This window comes from Geodermatophilus sp. SYSU D00758 (assembly GCF_054049955.1).
This window is the reverse complement of sequence record NZ_JBJGYK010000005.1, coordinates 94,895-110,915: the sequence shown is the minus strand read 5'-3', so window position 1 is coordinate 110,915 and position 16,021 is coordinate 94,895. Positions and strand designations below refer to the sequence as shown.

Here is a 16,021-nt window from a genome sequence, read left to right as displayed (position 1 = left end):
GTCGCAGCCGGGGTCACCGCCCGCAGGAGCGCGGGCTGCTGCGCGTGGAGGGGATCGCGGCGTGACGAGGGAGACGGCCGGCCGGGCCTGGCCGCGCGCGACCCCGCCGCCGTCGTGCGAGGGGCCGGCCTGGGAGCTCTCCGACGTCGCCCAGCTCCCCCGGGTCCGGGCCGACCTGCGCCGGCACCTGCCCTCGGACGGTGTCGACCTCCGCGACCGCCTCGTGCTCGCCCTCGACGAGATGGCCTCCAACGCCCTGCGGCACGGCGGGGGCGGCGTGCGGGCCACGGTGCGCCCGACCGGGGTGGCCTGGCTCCTCGTCGTCTCCGACCGGGCGGCGGAGATCCCCCCGACGCCGGCCGTGGGGCGCGACCCCAGCGAGGGGGGTCTCGGCCTCTACCTGATCGCCGAGCTCGCCACCGAGCACGGCTGGTTCGTCGAGGACGGCGCCAAGCACGTGTGGGCGGTCCTGCCCGGCTGACGACCGGCCGGCCGTCCGGTGAACACCGGGGCCGGGGTGCCGCGTCCCCGGGTCCCGGCCTGTGCGGTGCCGCGCCGGCCGGGGGCGGACGCGACCGACGGGCGGGTGCCCCCCGGTCCGGGGAGGGCACCCGCCCGTCGGCGGGACGGCGGGGGGAAGACCGCCGGTCCCGGCGGGGGGAAGACCGCCGAGAGTCTGCGTGCCCCGGGCCGCTGCCGGCGTCCTCCCCGCACCGCGCCGGGCCGGCCCCGGGTGCATCCCCACCGCGGTCGACTCCCGGGGCCGCCGAGCGGCGCACCCGATCCGTCGTCCCCGGCCAGGTCGCGCCGGTCGGGACCCGGGGGCGGCGGGTACCGGCGTCGGACCTGTGGTCCGCGCCCCGGCGGGTCCCGGTGCCGCCCGACGCTGCCCGCGGCCGGCCGGCTGCGCCTCCCGGGAGGGTCCGCGCGCTGCGTCGGGCGCAGTCGGCGGGGGGACGAGGCGAGCTCGGTGGTGCGGGACGGTCGGGGCGGCCGGGTTCCCGGCGGGGGGACGGCCTGGGGGTGGGACGGGTCGGTCGGGAGGAGCGGGGGACGCACCCCGGGGGCGGCGGTCGCGGTCCCCGGGGAAGGGGGACCGGCGTCCGGCGGTCCGGCAGGCGGTGCGGGAGGACGGCGTCCGGCAGCGGGCGGCCGTGGGCGTCGGGTGGTCAGCGCACGGGCGATCCGCGGGCGGGCGGTGGTCGCGGGTCGCCGCGGGACCGGGCCACGGCCCGGGCGTGCGCTCCCCGGGCGGGTGTGCCCCGGGCCGCCGCGGCGGCGGCCCGGCGGCGCGGCCCGGCGACCCGGGGACGTCCGGCCGACCGGCCCGGGAGCGCGGTCGCCGGTGCGGGGGCAGGCCGCGCTGCCGGCTGCTGCCGGGCGAGCGGGACGACCACCGGGACGCGCGGGCGGGCGGGCGGGGCGGCCGGGTGGACGCGGGCCGGGCGGTGCGCCGCGGCAGGGCGGTGCGCCGCGGGCGGGGTGGTGGGTGTGCTCGGCAGCTCGGTGAGGTGCACCGGGCCGTCGGTGCGGGGCGCGACCGGGGCGGGCCGCCGCCAGGCGAGGTGCTCGCCGGAGGGGCCGGCGCCCCAGAGCGCCAGCCGCCGGGTGACCGCGCGGAGGCGGGCGACGACGCCGGGCCGGGGCGCCACCGGGGTGGCCGGGCGCGCGGCCGGCGCTCCGGGGGACGCGACCGGGACGACCGGCGCGGGCGGGCGGCCCCAGGCCAGGTGCTCACCCGAGGGGCCGGCGCCCCACAGGGCGAGCCGGCGGAGCAGCCCGGTGCGGGTGGGTGCGGTGGCCGGGGGCCGGCCGGCCGCGCCGGGGGTCGCGACCCGGGCCGGCGGGGCCGGACGCGGCCGCGGCACGGGGACCGGGCGGACGGCGGTCGGGCGGACGGCGGTCGGGCGGACGGCGGTCGCCCGCGGCGGACCGGATCGGCGCCGCTCCGGCGTGGCGTCGACCCGGTCCAGCACGTCGAGCAGGCCACCCAGGGTGAGGTCCGCCGTCCCCCGGCCCCGGGGGTGCCCGGCGATCCGGTCGACCGGGCGCGCGTCGATCGGCACGGCGTCCTCCCTGCAGTGGTCCGCCGCGGCTGGGGAAGGTGCCGCGGACGAGGAGAACGGTAGGGACGACCCCCCTCGCGGACGGCGTTCCGGGACACCTCCTGGAGGGCGCGTGACCGAACCGTTGCGGCGGTGCTCCGGACCGGTCGGTCACCCCCCGCCCGCGGCACTGCCTTGTCGACAAGCCGTGCCGTCCCGAGCGTGGAACGCGCTGGTCGGCGGGCCGGTCACCCCGGGACCCACCGCGGCACGCCCGCGTGTCGCGGCGGCCGCCGGACACGGGCTGCTCAGCGCAGCCGGGCCGCCACCGCCCGGGCCAGCCGGCCGGCCGCCTCCGGGGCGGTGGCGAGGAACAGGCTGGGCTCGGTCAGCTCGACCTCGAGCACCTGCGGTGCGCCGTCCGGGCCCGGGACCAGGTCCACGCGGGCGTAGAGCGGCGCCGGGCCGGTGCCGGCCAGCCGGGCCAGGACGGCGTCCCCCACGGCGCGCTGCGCGGGCCCGGCCGTGCGGGCGGTGATCGTCTCCTCGGCGTACAGGCCCGGGCCGAGCGGGTCGCCGGCCAGCAGCGCGCCCTTGCCGAAGGCGTGGCTGAACCGCCCGTCGACGAAGACCAGGCCGGTCTCGCCCTCGGCGTCCAGCCGGTCCAGGTAGGGCTGCACCATGACCGCCCGCCCGGAGGCGAGCACCGCGAGCGCGTGGGCCCGCGCCGCCGCGGCCTCGCCGGGGCGGAACCGGGCGGTGTCCCGGGCGCCGGCCGAGACCGCCGGCTTCACCACGACGTCGGGCCAGGCCGCGAGGGACGCGTCGAGGTCGGCCTCGTCCGCGGCCCAGGTGGTGGGCACCACCGGGACGCCGGCGTCGGCCAGCTCGACCAGGTACCGCTTGTCGGTGTTCCACGCCAGGACGGCGGCCGGGTCGAGCAGCCGGGTCCCGGCCTCGACCCGCCGCGCCCAGGCGAGGAACTCCGCCCGCCGGGGGGCGTGGTCCCAGGTGGACCGGACGACGACCGCGTCGGCGGCGGCCCAGTCGACGCCCGGGTCGGCCCAGTCGGCCACGGCGGCGCGGATCCCCTCGGCGGCGAGCGCGGCGACCAGCAGCGGCTCGTCGTCGTCACGGCCCAGGGCCTCGGCGCAGCTGGCGAGGAGGACGGTCGGCACGACCGCAGATCCTGCCCGGCGCGGCACTGCCAGGATGAGCCGGTGGCCGACCGCACCCCGCTCGTGATCGACACCGACCCCGGCATCGACGACGCCCTCGCCATCCTGCTGGCCCTGGCCAGCCCGGAGGTGGACCTGCGCCTGGTCACCACCGTGCACGGCAACGTCGACCTGGCGCAGACCACGGAGAACGCGCTGCGGGTGCTGCACCTGGCCGGCCGGTCCGACGTCCCGGTCGCCGCGGGCGCCCGCGACTCGCTGGTCCACCCGCAGCCGGAGCGGGCCGGGCACGTGCACGGGGCGAGCGGGCTGGGCGGGGTGGAGCTGCCGCCGTCCCCGGTGCCGGCCGACCCCCGCCCGGCCGTGCTCGCCCTGGCCGAGGTCCTGACCGCCTCCCCCGTGCCGGTGACCGTGGCCGCGATCGGGCCGTGGACCAACATCGCGCTGCTGCTGGGCGCCCACCCCGAGGCGGCGGCCCGGATCGGTCGGCTGGTGCTCATGGGCGGGTCGGCCGGCCGCGGCGGCAACGTCACCGCGGCGGCGGAGTTCAACGTGTGGTCCGACCCGGAGGCGGCGCACGCGGTGCTGACCTCGACGATCCCCACGACCCTGGTCGGCCTGGACGTCACGCTGCCCACGGTGCTCGACGAGGACGGCGTCGCCCGCTTCGCCGGGGCCGGGCCGGTCGGGCGCACCGCGGCGGCGATCCTGCGGCAGTACCTCGACCACGCCCGCTCGGCCTACGGCACGACCGGGGTGGTGGTGCACGACGCGCTGGCGCTGACCGAGGCTATCGCCCCGGGCACGCTGGGGACCGTCCGGCGCGACGTCGTCGTCGACACCACCCCGGGGCCCGGCAGGGGGCAGACGATCGTCGACCGCCGCGCCGTCTCGGACGCCCCGACCGCCGTCGACGTGGCCGAGACCGTCGACAGCCCGACCGCGGTCGAGTTCCTCGTCGCGCGGCTGGAGTCGCTGGCCCGCGCGGTCGGCTGACCGGGCGCGCCGCGGGTCAGCGCGGCCCGGCCGGGTCCTTCCCGCCGCCGGGCGGGGCCGCCGGCTGGGGCGGGGGGTGAGCCGTGGACGGGGGCGGGGTCGTGGGCGGGGCCGTGGTGGAGGCCACCACGCCGGCGGCGACGTCGCGCAGCTTGCGGTTGGAGCGCTGCGAGGCCGCCCGCAGGATGTCGAAGGCCTGGTCGGAGCCGATCCGCCGCTGCGCCATGAGCACGCCCTTGGCCTGCTCGATCACCGCCCGCGACTGCATCGCCAGGCGCATGTTCCGGGCCTCCTCGCCGACCCGGTGGTGGGCGTCGGCGTTCACCACGGCCACGGCGATCGCCTCGGCCACCTCCTCCCCCCGGGCGGCGGCCTCCGGGCCGGAGAAGGCGCCCGCGGTGCCGGAGTAGACGTTGAGGGCGCCGATGAGGTCCCCCTGGTAGGGCAGCGGGACCGACAGCGAGGCCCGGACGCCGACGTCCAGGACGCGGGCGGCGTAGTCGGGCCAGCGCTGCTCGGTGCGCATGTCGGCGATGTGCAGCAGCAGCCCGCCGCGGGCGGCGTCCATGCACGGGCCGTAGCCGCGCTCGTACTGGAGCTCGTCGGCCGCCAGCGCCATGGGGGCGGAGTAGGCGGCCGTGAAAGCGCGGTCCCCACGGATGAGGGTGATGGACGTGGCCTCCGCCCCCGGGATCCCCCGGGCGGCGATCGTGGTGATCTCGGAGAGCACGTCGTCGAGCGCACGGTCACCGAGGGTCACCCGGCTGAGGTCCCGCCACAGGTCCTGCACGGCGCCAGTCTGCACCGGACCGCCCTCCGACCGGACCCACCCGCTGCGGCTCGACGGCCTTTCGGTCAGGATGGGGCGGCCGGACCGGTGCGAGGAGGGTGCGATGGGTGCGGAGACGTGGCCGCACGCGCCCGTCCCGTCGGTTCGCGGGGACGTGTGGCACTGGGCGCTGGAGACCATGTCCACGGTCTCCCGGGTCCGGGCCGACCTGCGCGCCCGGGTGGCGCACCCCTCGGTCTGCTCCTCCTCGACCGAGGACGCCCGCGACGGGCTCCTGCTGGTGTTCGAGGAGCTGGCCTCCAACGCGCTGCGGCACGGGGGCGGGGCGGTGCGCGCCCTGGTGGTGGCCGGCGACGACGGCTGGCTGCTCGACCTCAGCGACGAGGCGCCGGACCGGCCACCGGTCCCCGCCGTCGACCGCGACCCGGCGCTGGGCGGCATGGGGCTGCACCTGGTGGCCCAGCTCTCCGTCGGGTACGGCTGGGAGAGCCGGCCGGGCCGCAAGCACGTCTGGGCCCGCCTGCCCAACGGCCGCGCCCCCATCGAGGTCGGCCAGGACCGGGTGCCCGAGCCCCGCGCCCCCGAGGTGCCGCGCCGCCCCGAGTAGGAGGACCCGGTCCCCCACCCCTCGGGGAGGACCCCGTCCTCCTCGCCGCTCGCGAGCTCGAAGCGAGCCTCTGGACGGGGCCGCCGGGTCAGCGGGCGGCGCGGGTCACGGCGGCGCAGAAGCGGGCGTGGTCGGCCCGCACCTCACCCAGCGGCCCGAGCACCTCCTCCTGGGCGACGACGTCCACCGCGCCGCGCAGCCGCAGCTCCGCCCGCCGGGCCCTCCGGCGGGCGCGCAGCCCGACCAGCGGCCGGGCGAGCAGCGCCAGCAGCGCCCCGGCCAGCAGGCCCCCGACGAGCAGCAGGGTCGGCACCGGCAGCCCCTCCACGCGGGGGACCGGGACGACGTCGTCCAGCTGGAGGAACCCCAGCAGCACGAGGGCGAGCAACCACAGCGCCCCGGCGAGGGCGACCAGCGCCAGGAGCCACTGCAGCCCGCCGACCGCGCGCTGCCACAGCGGGGTGGTCCGCGGGCCGAGGTCGGTGCCGGCGACGGCGGCGTCGAGCCGGTCGGGCAGCCGGTCCCCGGCGACCTCGGCGGTCCGCCGCAGCTCGTCCCGCCAGGACTCGGGCAGCCCCTCCCCCGCGGAGTCCCGCACCCCGCGCAGGGCCCGCTCGACCGCCGCCCGCTGCACCGTCCCGGCCGCGGGCAGCGAGCTGCGCGCCCCCTCCCGCCCCAGGTGCAACCGGTCCAGGGGGTCCGGGCGCAGCCGCCGGGTCCAGCGCACCACCGGCCAGCCCGTGGCCGCGGTCCCGTCCCGGCGCACCGACCGCGCCACCGCCGACACCACGGCCGGCACCCCCGCCGCGTCGCCGAGGGCGGCGGTCAGCCGCGCCCGGTCGTCGGGGCCCACCGCCGGGCCGCCCCCGGCCGGGCCGCAGTGGTCGGCGAGCTCCCCCGCGCAGGCGCGGACGTCGGCGGCCAGCCGGTCGGTGGCCGCGCGGCGGGCGGAGACCCGGCGGGCCAGCTCGCCCCGCAGCTCCCCCAGCCCGGCGCCGGTGCGGGCCGACACCGCCAGCAGCGGCGTCGCCGCCAGGCCCTCGCGGTCGAGCAGCGCCCGCAGGTCGGCCAGGCAGGCGCGGGCCGCGGCGGCGTCGAGCCGGTCCACCTTGTTGAGGACGACGAGCAGCACCCCGGCGTGCCCGGCGAGGGGCACCAGGTACCGCTCGTGGACCGCCGCGTCGGCGTACTTCTCCGGGTCGAGCACCCAGACCAGCACGTCGACGAGCTGCACGAGCCGGTCGACCTCCAGCCGGTGCTCAAGCCGCACGCTGTCGTGGTCGGGGAGGTCGAGCAGCACCAGCCCGTCGAACGCGGGCTCGGGGGCGTGCCGGTGCCGGCGGGGCACCTCGAGCCAGTCCAGCAGCCGGTCGCTGGAGTCGTCGGCACCCCAGACCGTGGCGTGCGCGGTCCCGGTGGTCGGCCGGCGCACCCCTGGCGCGCTCACCTCCGCCCCGGAGAGCGCGTTGAAGAGGGTGGACTTCCCGCTTCCGGTGGCACCGGCCAGGGCGACGACGGTGGCGTCGCCGAGCGCCTCGCGGGCCCCGGCCTTGGCCAGCACCGCGCGGGACCGGCCGACCGCATCGGCCTCCAGCCGCCCGTCGGCGACCTCGACGGCCTCGCGGAGGGCGGCCAGCCGGTCGGCGAGCGGGGCGCCGCGCCCCTGCCGGCGGCTCACGCGGCGGCCAGCGCGGCGGCGGCCGCGCGCAGCCGGTCGGCGTCGTCCGGGCCCGGCGCGACGGCGTCCACCAGCTCGTCGAAGCGGGCGCGCTCGGTGCCGAGCAGAGCGTCGGCGCGGTCCTGCAGGTCCTCCCGGGCACGGGCGGCCAGGGACCGGACCGCGGCGTCCCCGAGGACGGCCTCCAGCAGGCGCTGGCCCACCGCCGTCGTCCCGCCGGCCACCGCGACCTCCCCGCCGGTCAGCCCGCCGGTCTGGGCGAAGACGGCCACCATGACGACCGCACCGGCGCCGTTGACCCCCCAGGAGAGGAAGCGGGCGCGGCTGCGCTTGCCGGCCCCCTCGTCGCGCACCAGGTCCAGCACCGCCCCCTGCCAGTCGCGCACCTGGGCGCCGGCGGCCTCGGGGAAGTCCGGCGAGACGCGGTCGAGGCCCGGCCCGCCGGCGGTGAGCAGGCCCGGTCCCCCGGGCAGCGCCCGCCACGCGGTCACGGTGCGCTCGGCGGCCCGGTCGGCCTCGGCGCGCAGCAGGGTCTCCACCCCGGACTCCAGCGCCTCGGCGAGGTCGTCGGCGGGGGTGGGGCGGCCGGTGACGGCGGCGGTCACCCGGTCCCGGAACCGGCCGACCGCCCCCTGCAGGGAGCGCATCCACTCCCCGGTCCCGACGAACTCCTGCCAGCGGGCCAGCACCTCCCCGCGCAGCAGGGTGCCGCTGCGCACGCCCTCGTCCACCCCCTCGCAGGCGGCGGCGTACGCGGCGGACGCGGCGTCCTCGAGGGCGGTGGCGGCGGCGGCCTGCTCCTCCACGGCGCGGGCCAGACCCTCGGCGCGCCGGCCCAGGCTGGCCAGCGCGCCGGTGAGGGTCTGCCGGACGACGGCGGCCCGCTGCTCCTGGTCCTGCGCCAGCTCCGCGAGCCACCGCCGCAGCGGCGCGACCTGGTCCTCGGGCAGCCGGCCGTCGACCAGGGGCCGCTCCTCGACGACGAACAGCCGGGCCGCGGCCAGGCCGGCCCGCTCGAGCATCCCGGCCAGGTCGGCGGCCACCTCCCCGACGGCCTCCGGCGGCACGCGGTCCAGGACGACGGCCAGCGCGGCCCCCCGCTCCTGCGCGGTGCGCAGCACGTCCCACGGGACGGCGTCGGCGTAGCGCGCGGCGGTGGTGACGAACACCCACAGGTCCGCAGCGGCCAGCAGCTGGGCGGCCAGCTCCCGGTTGGACTCCACCACCGAGTCGACGTCCGGGGCGTCGAGCAGGGCCAGGCCGGACGGGACGTCGTCCCGGGCGACCAGCTGCAGGGTGCCGGGACCACCCGAGCCGCCGGTGACCCGGGCCAGGCCGGGCAGCACCCGGTCACCCGAGAAGGCCGGGGCGTCGGTGGTGGAGCAGACCAGCACGGGTGCGCGGGTCGTGGGCCGGAGCACCCCGGCGGTGCTGACGGGGGCGCCGACGAGGCTGTTGACGAGGGTCGACTTCCCGGCGCCGGTCGACCCGCCGACGACGGTCAGCAGCGGCGCGCCGAGGTCGCGCAGGCGCGGGAGCAGGTAGTCGTCGACCTGGTCGACGACCCCGCGGGCCGTCGCGAGCGCGGCGTCGCGTCCGGGGGTGGCCAGGCCCAGGGGTGCGGCGGCCACCGTGTCCCGGAGGTCCTCCAGGGCCGCGGGCAGGGCAACGGGCGACGTCACGGCGGAGACGGTGCCCAGCGCGACGTCACTTCACCCACCGGGTGTGGTGCGTACCGGTCCGCACCGTCGCGCGGCGTGTCGCGGCCGGGCGGCGGAACGGCGGGGTCTAGCTTCCCCCCGAGCCGCGGGCGTGCCGCGGGCGCTGGCCCCACGGAGGCAGGCATGGCAGCGGGAACACCCGGCGTCGACCACCCGGAGACCAAGGACGCCGTCGACGTCCGGGTCCCCGGGCACGAGGAGCCGTTGATCAGCTTCGTCGAGGAGGCCGACGCCGACTCCCTCCGCCTGACGGTGGGTGTCGACCGTTCCGGCCGGAGGGTCCGGCTGGACGTCGGCCAGGACGTGGAGCTGGTCTGGAAGGGCCCCGAGGGGCTGCGCGCGATCCCGGCCGAGATCGGGTCCGTCGTCCCCAGCGACCCCCCGTGCTGGCGGCTGCGCCCGGTGGGCCCGGCCACGCGCGCCCAACGCCGGGAGGCCGTCCGCGCACCGCTGCGGCTGCCGGTGCAGGTCGTCCTCGAGGGCGGCTCGCTGACCGGCGAGACGGTCGACGTGAGCGAGGGCGGCCTGCTCGCGGTGTTCCGCATGCGCGAGGGCGCGCCGCCCCGCCCGCACGGCGGCGACCCCTTGCAGGTGACGCTCACCCTGGACGACCCGGTCGGCACACCGGTCGCGTGCGAGGCCGTCGCGCGCCGGGTGCAGCTGTCCGAGGGCACCCTGGAGCTGTCGGTGCGCTTCGTCGGGCTCGACGAGAAGGCCGGGGACCGGCTGCGCGCCCGGGTGTTCACCGAGCTGCGCGTCCTCCGCGCCCGCGGGGTGCTCTGAGCCGTCGTCCGGCCCCGGGGCCCGCGTCAGGCCCGGCGGTGGGAGGGCCGCGGTCCCCGGGAGCGCGCCCGCCGGAACCGCCGCCGCACCCGCTGCCAGCGGTTGGGGGTGTGCTCGGCGTCGAGCAGCTCGCTCTCGGCCAGCGCGCCGTCCAGCGGGCCCAGGTCCGGCGGGGTGAAGGGCACCAGCGAGCGGCCGGTGCCGGTGCGCAGGGCCTCCACCGCGCCCAGCAGCGAGCCGCCCCGGGCGGCGATCTCCTCGGCGACGCGCGCCGGGGGCACCCCCAGGTGCTCGCCGAGCAGCCGGTCGCGCAGGCCGGTGATGGTCGCCGCCAGCTCGTCCCGCCGGGGGTCCTCCGGCACCGCCTCGACGGAGATGTCGCACTCGGTGTCCAGGCCCATGGACCGGTTGTTGACGTTGGCCGAGCCGATCCGCAGCAGCCGGTCGTCGACGACCATCACCTTGGCGTGCACGTAGATCGGCTGCCGCCCCTCGGTGACCGGCACGTAGAGCCGGAAGCGGCCGTGCACGTCGGCCTCGGCGAGCATGCCCAGCAGCTTGGCGCGGGCGGTGCCCATCGCCTTCTCCTCCAGCCAGCCGTCGGCGCTCTCGGGGTTGACGACGACGAACTCCGGGCCGTCCTCCTCGCCCAGCCGGTCGGCGATGGCCTCGGCGATCCGCCGGGCGGCGAAGTACTGGCTCTCGATGTACACCGTGCGCCGGGCGCCGGCGATGGCCGAGAGCCACAGCAGCTCGATCTCGTGCACCAGCTCCTGGTCGCGGTACTCCGGCCGGGTGCGGGAGACGGCGACGTCCACGTCGGTGAACAGCGGCTCGACCTCGGGGGGCCAGCAGGCCTCGACGCCGTCCACCGGCTCGTAGCGGCGGCCGGTCCCGCTCTCCCAGCGGTCGCGGGCCAGGTCGCCGACCACGCGGGCGGCGGGGCCGGAGACGAGGCTGGTGACGTCGTGCCAGGGCCCGGTCGGCCGCTTGGAGCGCGGGCGGCGGCGCAGCGGGTGGCGGTCGAGGTGGTCGGAGGTGTCCCAGCGGTCGGCGGTGACGTCGATCCCCCCGGCGAAGGCCAGGCAGTCGTCGATGACGACGATCTTCTGGTGGTGCGCCCCGCCGATCGGGTGGTGGGTGTCGACGGTCAGGTGCAGCCGGTCGGGCGTGCGCCGGTTGAGGAACACGATGGGGGCCAGGCCCCGGGCCAGGGCACCGACCATGCCGAGGTCCCACTGGAGGACGCCGATCTCCAGGTCGGGGTTGGCGGCCACGGCGTCCTGCAGCACCCGCCCGAGCTTGTCCCGCCCCCGGCGACCGCGCCCGCCGCGGCCCTGCGGGTCCATGTGGATGCGCGGGTCGAAGTCCCAGCCGATGAACAGCACCCGCTTCTCGGCGCGCAGCACCGCGCCCATGAGCGTGGCGAAGTAGTCGGCGGCGTCGATGAAGACCGCGTGCCGGTCGGCCCGGGCGATCCGCCAGCAGGTCTCGCCCTCGACGAGGAGCCGGTCGGTGGTGACCGGCCCGTCCGGATCGGTCGGGACGCCGCTGCCCTCCAGCACCGGGCTCACCCGTTCCGGCGCACGTAGGAGCTGACGAAGTCGCGCAGCCCGCGCGTGGGCCGCAGCCAGGCGCCGTCCGGGGGCAGGGCGTCGAGCCGGACGCGGTCCAGCGGCTCCACGAAGGCCCCCGGGACGTCCTCGATGTCGATGAACTCGAGCAGCTCCGAGCCGATGGCGTAGCCGGCGACCTCGCTGAAGGCGACGACGACCACCTGGGTGCCGGCGCGGGCCAGCTCCTCCAGGGGTTCGGCGAAGTTGCGGCCGTCGCCGGAGAAGACGACCAGCCGGCGCAGCCGGTGGCTGTGCCCGCGGACCTCGATGTGGTCGAGCATGTCCTGGTCGATGTCGTCGTCCGGCTGGGTCTTGGGACGGGCGAAGACGGCGAAGCCGAAGCTGCGCAGGGCCTCGACCCAGCGCTGCAGGGAGCCCACGACGGGCGGGATGTTGGCGAAGACGCAGGCCTCCACCTCGGGTGCGTCGACCGCGGCGGGGTCACCGGCGCCCTCGACGAACCAGGCCGCGATCGCGTCGAAGCGCGGGCGGGAGGCGGCGGTGGGGCGGGCGCCGATCACCGTCGACAGGGTCATGTCGATGTTGGGGGCGTCCCAGATGAGCAGGTCGAGCGCGGGACGGGGCCGCCCCTCGGCGGCGTCGGGCTCGGCCGCTGCGGCTGCGTCGGTCACGGGGGCAGTCTGCCGGGTCGGCACCGCAACGGGGGATGCCGGCGCCGGAGGACCACCCGGGGAGGTGGCCCGGCGCACCGCTCGGCGGCGCAGCCGGGGACCGCTCACCCGGCCCGGGCCCGCAGCGCCAGGGCGCAGGAGTCGCCGCCTGCCTCCCGGACGCGGGAGGCCCACCGGGGGATCTCCTCGGCCGGCATCGGGCGGGCGAGGAGGTAGCCCTGGGCCAGGTCGCACCCGGCCGCGCGCACCATCTGCAGGTGCTCGGCGGTCTCCACGCCCTCCGCGACGGAGCGGATGCCCAGCGTGCGGGCCAGCGAGACGATGGCGGCCAGCACGGGGCCGGTGCCGTCCGCGGCCAGCCGTGCGGCGGCGGTGAGCAGCGAGCGGTCGATCTTCAGGGTGCCGATGGGCAGGGCCAGCAGCTGGGCCAGCGAGGACCAGCCGGTGCCGAAGTCGTCGATGGCGACCCGCACCCCGGAGCTGCGCAGCACGGCGAGCTGGTCCTCGGCGCGGGTGGGGTCCTCGGCGACGCTGGTCTCGGTCAGCTCCAGCACGAGGTCCTCGGGCGGCAGGCCCGAGTCGCGCAGCGCGACCCGCACGTCGTGCACGAGCGTCTCGGCGGAGAAGTGCCGGGCGCTGATGTTGACCGACATGCGCAGCGGCAGGCCCTCGGTGGCCCAGGCGGCGGCCTGCCGGGTGGTCTCGCGCAGCAGCCACCGGGTGATCGGGATGAGCTGGCCGGTCTCCTCGGCCACACCGAGGAAGGAGTCGGGGGAGAGCAGGCCGCGCTCGGGGTGCTGCCACCGCAGCAGCGCCTCCACGCCCTCGATGGCGCCGGTGTCCACGCGGACCAGCGGCTGGTAGTGGACGACGAACTGGTCGACCGCGCCGTCCCGCAGCCGGTTGGCCACGTCCAGCCGCCAGCGCGCCGCCTCCCGCAGGCCGGGCGAGAACAGGTGGACGCGGTCGCGGCCGGAGGCCTTGGCGGCGTAGGCGGCCGCGTCGGCGTCGCTGAGCAGCTGGTGGGCCTGGTGGACGCCCGGGGTCGCCGCGGCGACGCCGATGCTGGCCGAGAGCGGGACCGGCAGCCCGGCGGCGACGAAGGGCCGGGAGAAGGACTGCTGCAGCTGGACGGCGAGGGCGGCCGCCTCGGCGGTGTCGCAGTTCCGGGCCAGCACGAGGAACTGGTCGGCACCCAGCCGGCCGACGGTGTCCCCGGGGCGGACGTCCTCGACCAGCCGGCTCCCGACCTGGCGCAGCAGCTCGTCGCCCACCTCGTGACCGAGGGAGTCGTTGACCGTCTTGAAGCCGTCGAGGTCGAGGAAGAGCAGCGCGGGGCGGGAGTGCCGGTCGGCCAGCGCGGCCCCGATCAGGTGCAGCAGGCGGGCCCGGTTGGGCAGCCCGGTGAGGTCGTCGTGGCTGGCCTGCCAGGCCAGCGTCTCCTGCACCAGCACCCGCGCGGTGATGTCGGTGTGGGTGATGACCACCTGGCCGGTGCCCTCGACCCGGGAGGCCTGCAGCCGGAACCAGGCGGGCTCGGCGCGGGTCTGGTGGGCGTAGTCGTGGGAGAACACGGCTGCGCCGGAGCCGGTCCCGGCCAGCAGGCTGCGGACGCCGTCGGTGACCACCTGCCGGTCGTCGGTGTCCATGCCCTGGGTCATGACCGCGAGGTAGTCGTCGCCGATCCGGCCGGGCCGCAGCCCCGAGCGCTGCACCACCTCGCTGGCCACCGACCACCGGCGGTTGACCAGCACGATGCGGCCGTCGGCGTCCACCAGGACCGTCGCGGAGGGGAGCGCGTCGAGGACCGCGGCCATGTTCTGCAGCCGCGCCTCCTGCCGGTCGCTGTGCCGGCGCGCCGCGGTGACGTCGCGGAAGACCACGACCAGGCCGTGCTCCTCGGCCGACGCGCGGACCTCGAACCAGCGGCCGTCCGGGGTGCGGTACTCGACGACCGCCGGCCGCCGGTGCGCCGCGACCGCGTGCAGCTCCCGCTGCAGCACGGTGCCCTGCAGGTGGGGGAAGACGTCCAGGGCGGCCCGGCCGACGATCCGCTCGGCCGGGCGGCCGACGACCGTGACGACGGTCGAGTTGACGTAGGTGATGTGCCAGTGGGGGTCCAGGTGGACCACGGCGTCGGGGACCGTCGCGAGCGGGTCGACCGGGACGGTCGTGACGCTCTCGACGGAAGTGTGCACGCTGCCGCTACCTCGTTCCCCCTGCGGTGGCGCCGCTCCTCCCCGGGACGCCCGCCACGGCCGCACGGGCGACGGCGCGGGCGCTCGGCGCGACACCGAGGGTAACGGTCCGGATGCGCTCTAGTCAGCCCGGATGGCGGATCGTTCCACGATCGCGCGCACCGGTGCCCCAGCGGGCAGGGTGCCCGCGACGGCCCCCCAGCCGTCCCCGCCCAGGCGGGAGGCGCAGAAGGTGTCGGCGACCTCGGGCGGCGCGTGGCGGACGAGCAGCGAGCCCTGCAGGCAGAGCGTCACGAGACCCGCGATCCGGCGGGCCCGGACCTCCAGCCCGTCGGCGTCGGCGAGCTCGGCGGCCAGCCGGGCGGCCGCGGCGTCCAGCCGCGGATCGGCCCCGCGGGCGGCGTCCACCTCCGCGCGGACGGCGGCCAGCGAGGCCTCGGACCGCCCGAGCGCGCGGAGCACGTCGAGGGCGATGACGTTCCCCGAGCCCTCCCAGATGGAGTTCAGCGGCGCCTGGCGGTAGAGCCGGGGCAGCCCGGACTCCTCGACGTAGCCGTTGCCGCCGAGCACCTCCAGGGCCTCGGCGACCGCGGCGGGAGTGCGCTTGCAGACCCAGAACTTGGCGGCGGCACCGGCCAGGCGCAGCAGGTCGGCCTCCCCGGCGTCCACCGCCGCCGCCAGCCGGACGGCGAGCGCGGTGGCCGCCTCGCTCTCGACGGCCAGGTCGGCGAGCACGTGCTGCATGAGCGGCTGCTCGGCCAGGGCCGCACCGAAGGCGCGGCGGTGCCCGGCGTGGTGGACGGCCTGGGTGAGCGCCGCCCGCAGGGTGGCGGCCGAGCCGAGGACGCAGTCGACGCGGGTCAGGTTGACCATCTCGATGATCGTCGGGACGCCGCGGCCGGGAGGGCCGACCGACCAGGCCACCGTGCCGTCGAACTCGACCTCGCTGGAGGCGTTGGAGCGGTCGCCGAGCTTGTCCTTGAGCCGCTGCAGCCGGAACTCGTTGCGCGAGCCGTCGGGCAGCACGCGTGGGACGAGGAAGCAGGACAGCCCCTCCTCGAGCTGGGCGAGCACGAGGAAGACGTCGCTCATGGGGGCGCTGGTGAACCACTTGTGCCCGGTGAGCAGGTGCGTCCCGTCGGCCTGGGGGACGGCGCGGGTGGTGTTGGCCCGGACGTCGGAGCCGCCCTGCTTCTCGGTCATGCCCATGCCGGCGACCAGGCCGCGCTTGCCGGTGGGCTCGGTCAGGCCGAACTGGTACTCGCGGCTGGTCAGCCCCGGCCCGTACCGCCCGGCGAGCCCGGGGGCGGCGCGCAGCGCGGGGACGGCGGCGTAGGTCATCGTCACCGGGCAACCGTGCCCCTGCTCGACCTGGGTCCAGCCGAGGTAGCCCACGGCCCGGCGCACGTGCGCGTGCGGCTCGGGGGACGCCCACGGCGCTCCGGCCATGCCGTGCTCGACCGCGGTGCGCACCAGCTCGTGCCAGGCCGGGTGGAACTCCACCTCGTCGACCCGGTGGCCGTAACGGTCGTGGGTGCGCAGCCGCGGCGGGTTCTCGTTGGCCAGCCGCCCCCACTCCTGCGCCTGCTCGCTGCCGGCGAGGGCACCGAGGGCCTTGAGCGAATCGAGGGTGGCCTGGTCGGCATGCCGCCGGCAGGCCTCGGCGAGGGCGGCGTCCCCGGCGATGGGGTCGTGCCCGACCAGCGGAGGGACCTGGTTCGTGACCTCGTGCGTGGCACCCATCCCCGCACGGTAGCGCCGCCGGAGCAGGTCCCGA

General features: G+C 78.2%; 13 protein-coding genes. 4 read left to right on the top strand and 9 right to left on the bottom strand.

Going from position 1 to position 16,021, the window contains the following annotated elements:
- Positions 1 to 61 precede the first annotated feature (61 nt).
- Positions 62 to 481 carry an ATP-binding protein gene (locus ACI8AC_RS05615; protein ID WP_456896004.1) on the top strand — a complete coding sequence of 140 codons (420 nt, stop codon included), beginning with the start codon at positions 62 to 64 and terminating at the stop codon, positions 479 to 481.
- A 688-nt stretch (positions 482 to 1,169) separates the two neighbouring features.
- Here the strand turns inward: ACI8AC_RS05615 and ACI8AC_RS05610 are convergent.
- Together ACI8AC_RS05610 and ACI8AC_RS05605 are read right to left on the bottom strand one after the other, a co-directional pair.
- A complete protein-coding gene (locus ACI8AC_RS05610; RefSeq protein ID WP_456896002.1) occupies positions 1,170 to 2,066 on the bottom strand; it encodes a hypothetical protein in 897 nt (298 codons plus the stop codon).
- 287 nt (positions 2,067 to 2,353) lie between these two features.
- On the bottom strand, positions 2,354 to 3,223 hold the full coding sequence (locus tag ACI8AC_RS05605; RefSeq protein ID WP_456896000.1) for an ATP-grasp domain-containing protein: 870 nt from the start codon (positions 3,221 to 3,223) through the stop codon (positions 2,354 to 2,356).
- Positions 3,224 to 3,265: 42 nt separating this feature from the next.
- On the opposite strand from ACI8AC_RS05605, the gene ACI8AC_RS05600 reads away from it, so the two are divergent.
- Positions 3,266 to 4,219: a nucleoside hydrolase gene (locus ACI8AC_RS05600; RefSeq protein ID WP_456895998.1), complete on the top strand. Its 954-nt coding sequence runs from the start codon at positions 3,266 to 3,268 to the stop codon at positions 4,217 to 4,219.
- 16 nt (positions 4,220 to 4,235) lie between these two features.
- Here ACI8AC_RS05600 and ACI8AC_RS05595 read toward each other — a convergent pair whose 3' ends face one another.
- Positions 4,236 to 5,009, bottom strand: coding sequence for an ANTAR domain-containing protein (locus ACI8AC_RS05595; RefSeq protein ID WP_456895997.1), 774 nt, complete (start codon positions 5,007 to 5,009; stop codon positions 4,236 to 4,238).
- Positions 5,010 to 5,112: 103 nt separating this feature from the next.
- Between ACI8AC_RS05595 and ACI8AC_RS05590 the strand changes: the two genes are divergently transcribed.
- Positions 5,113 to 5,616, top strand: a complete 504-nt coding sequence (locus tag ACI8AC_RS05590; RefSeq protein ID WP_456895995.1) for an ATP-binding protein — start codon at positions 5,113 to 5,115, stop codon at positions 5,614 to 5,616.
- A gap of 88 nt (positions 5,617 to 5,704) precedes the next feature.
- On the opposite strand, the gene ACI8AC_RS05585 is transcribed toward ACI8AC_RS05590, so the two are convergent.
- The gene (locus ACI8AC_RS05585; RefSeq protein WP_456895993.1) at positions 5,705 to 7,294 is read right to left on the bottom strand and encodes a GTPase; all 1,590 of its coding nucleotides are present in this window, start codon (positions 7,292 to 7,294) and stop codon (positions 5,705 to 5,707) included.
- Positions 7,291 to 8,976, bottom strand: coding sequence for an ABC transporter (locus ACI8AC_RS05580; protein WP_456895991.1), 1,686 nt, complete (start codon positions 8,974 to 8,976; stop codon positions 7,291 to 7,293). The genes ACI8AC_RS05585 and ACI8AC_RS05580 overlap by 4 nt, the downstream gene beginning before the upstream one ends.
- A gap of 162 nt (positions 8,977 to 9,138) precedes the next feature.
- Between ACI8AC_RS05580 and ACI8AC_RS05575 the strand changes: the two genes are divergently transcribed.
- On the top strand, positions 9,139 to 9,798 hold the full coding sequence (locus ACI8AC_RS05575) for a flagellar brake protein (protein WP_456895989.1): 660 nt from the start codon (positions 9,139 to 9,141) through the stop codon (positions 9,796 to 9,798).
- A gap of 26 nt (positions 9,799 to 9,824) precedes the next feature.
- Here ACI8AC_RS05575 and ACI8AC_RS05570 read toward each other — a convergent pair whose 3' ends face one another.
- The 4 genes from ACI8AC_RS05570 to ACI8AC_RS05555 form a co-directional block, all read right to left on the bottom strand.
- Positions 9,825 to 11,372 (bottom strand): phospholipase D-like domain-containing protein, encoded by a 1,548-nt coding sequence (locus tag ACI8AC_RS05570; protein WP_456895987.1) that lies wholly within the window; start codon positions 11,370 to 11,372, stop codon positions 9,825 to 9,827.
- Positions 11,369 to 12,046, bottom strand: coding sequence for an NYN domain-containing protein (locus tag ACI8AC_RS05565; RefSeq protein WP_456895985.1), 678 nt, complete (start codon positions 12,044 to 12,046; stop codon positions 11,369 to 11,371). The genes ACI8AC_RS05570 and ACI8AC_RS05565 overlap by 4 nt, the downstream gene beginning before the upstream one ends.
- A gap of 104 nt (positions 12,047 to 12,150) precedes the next feature.
- Positions 12,151 to 14,244 carry a putative bifunctional diguanylate cyclase/phosphodiesterase gene (locus ACI8AC_RS05560; protein WP_456895983.1) on the bottom strand — a complete coding sequence of 698 codons (2,094 nt, stop codon included), beginning with the start codon at positions 14,242 to 14,244 and terminating at the stop codon, positions 12,151 to 12,153.
- Positions 14,245 to 14,364: 120 nt separating this feature from the next.
- Positions 14,365 to 15,987: an acyl-CoA dehydrogenase family protein gene (locus tag ACI8AC_RS05555; protein ID WP_456895981.1), complete on the bottom strand. Its 1,623-nt coding sequence runs from the start codon at positions 15,985 to 15,987 to the stop codon at positions 14,365 to 14,367.
- Positions 15,988 to 16,021 lie beyond the last annotated feature (34 nt).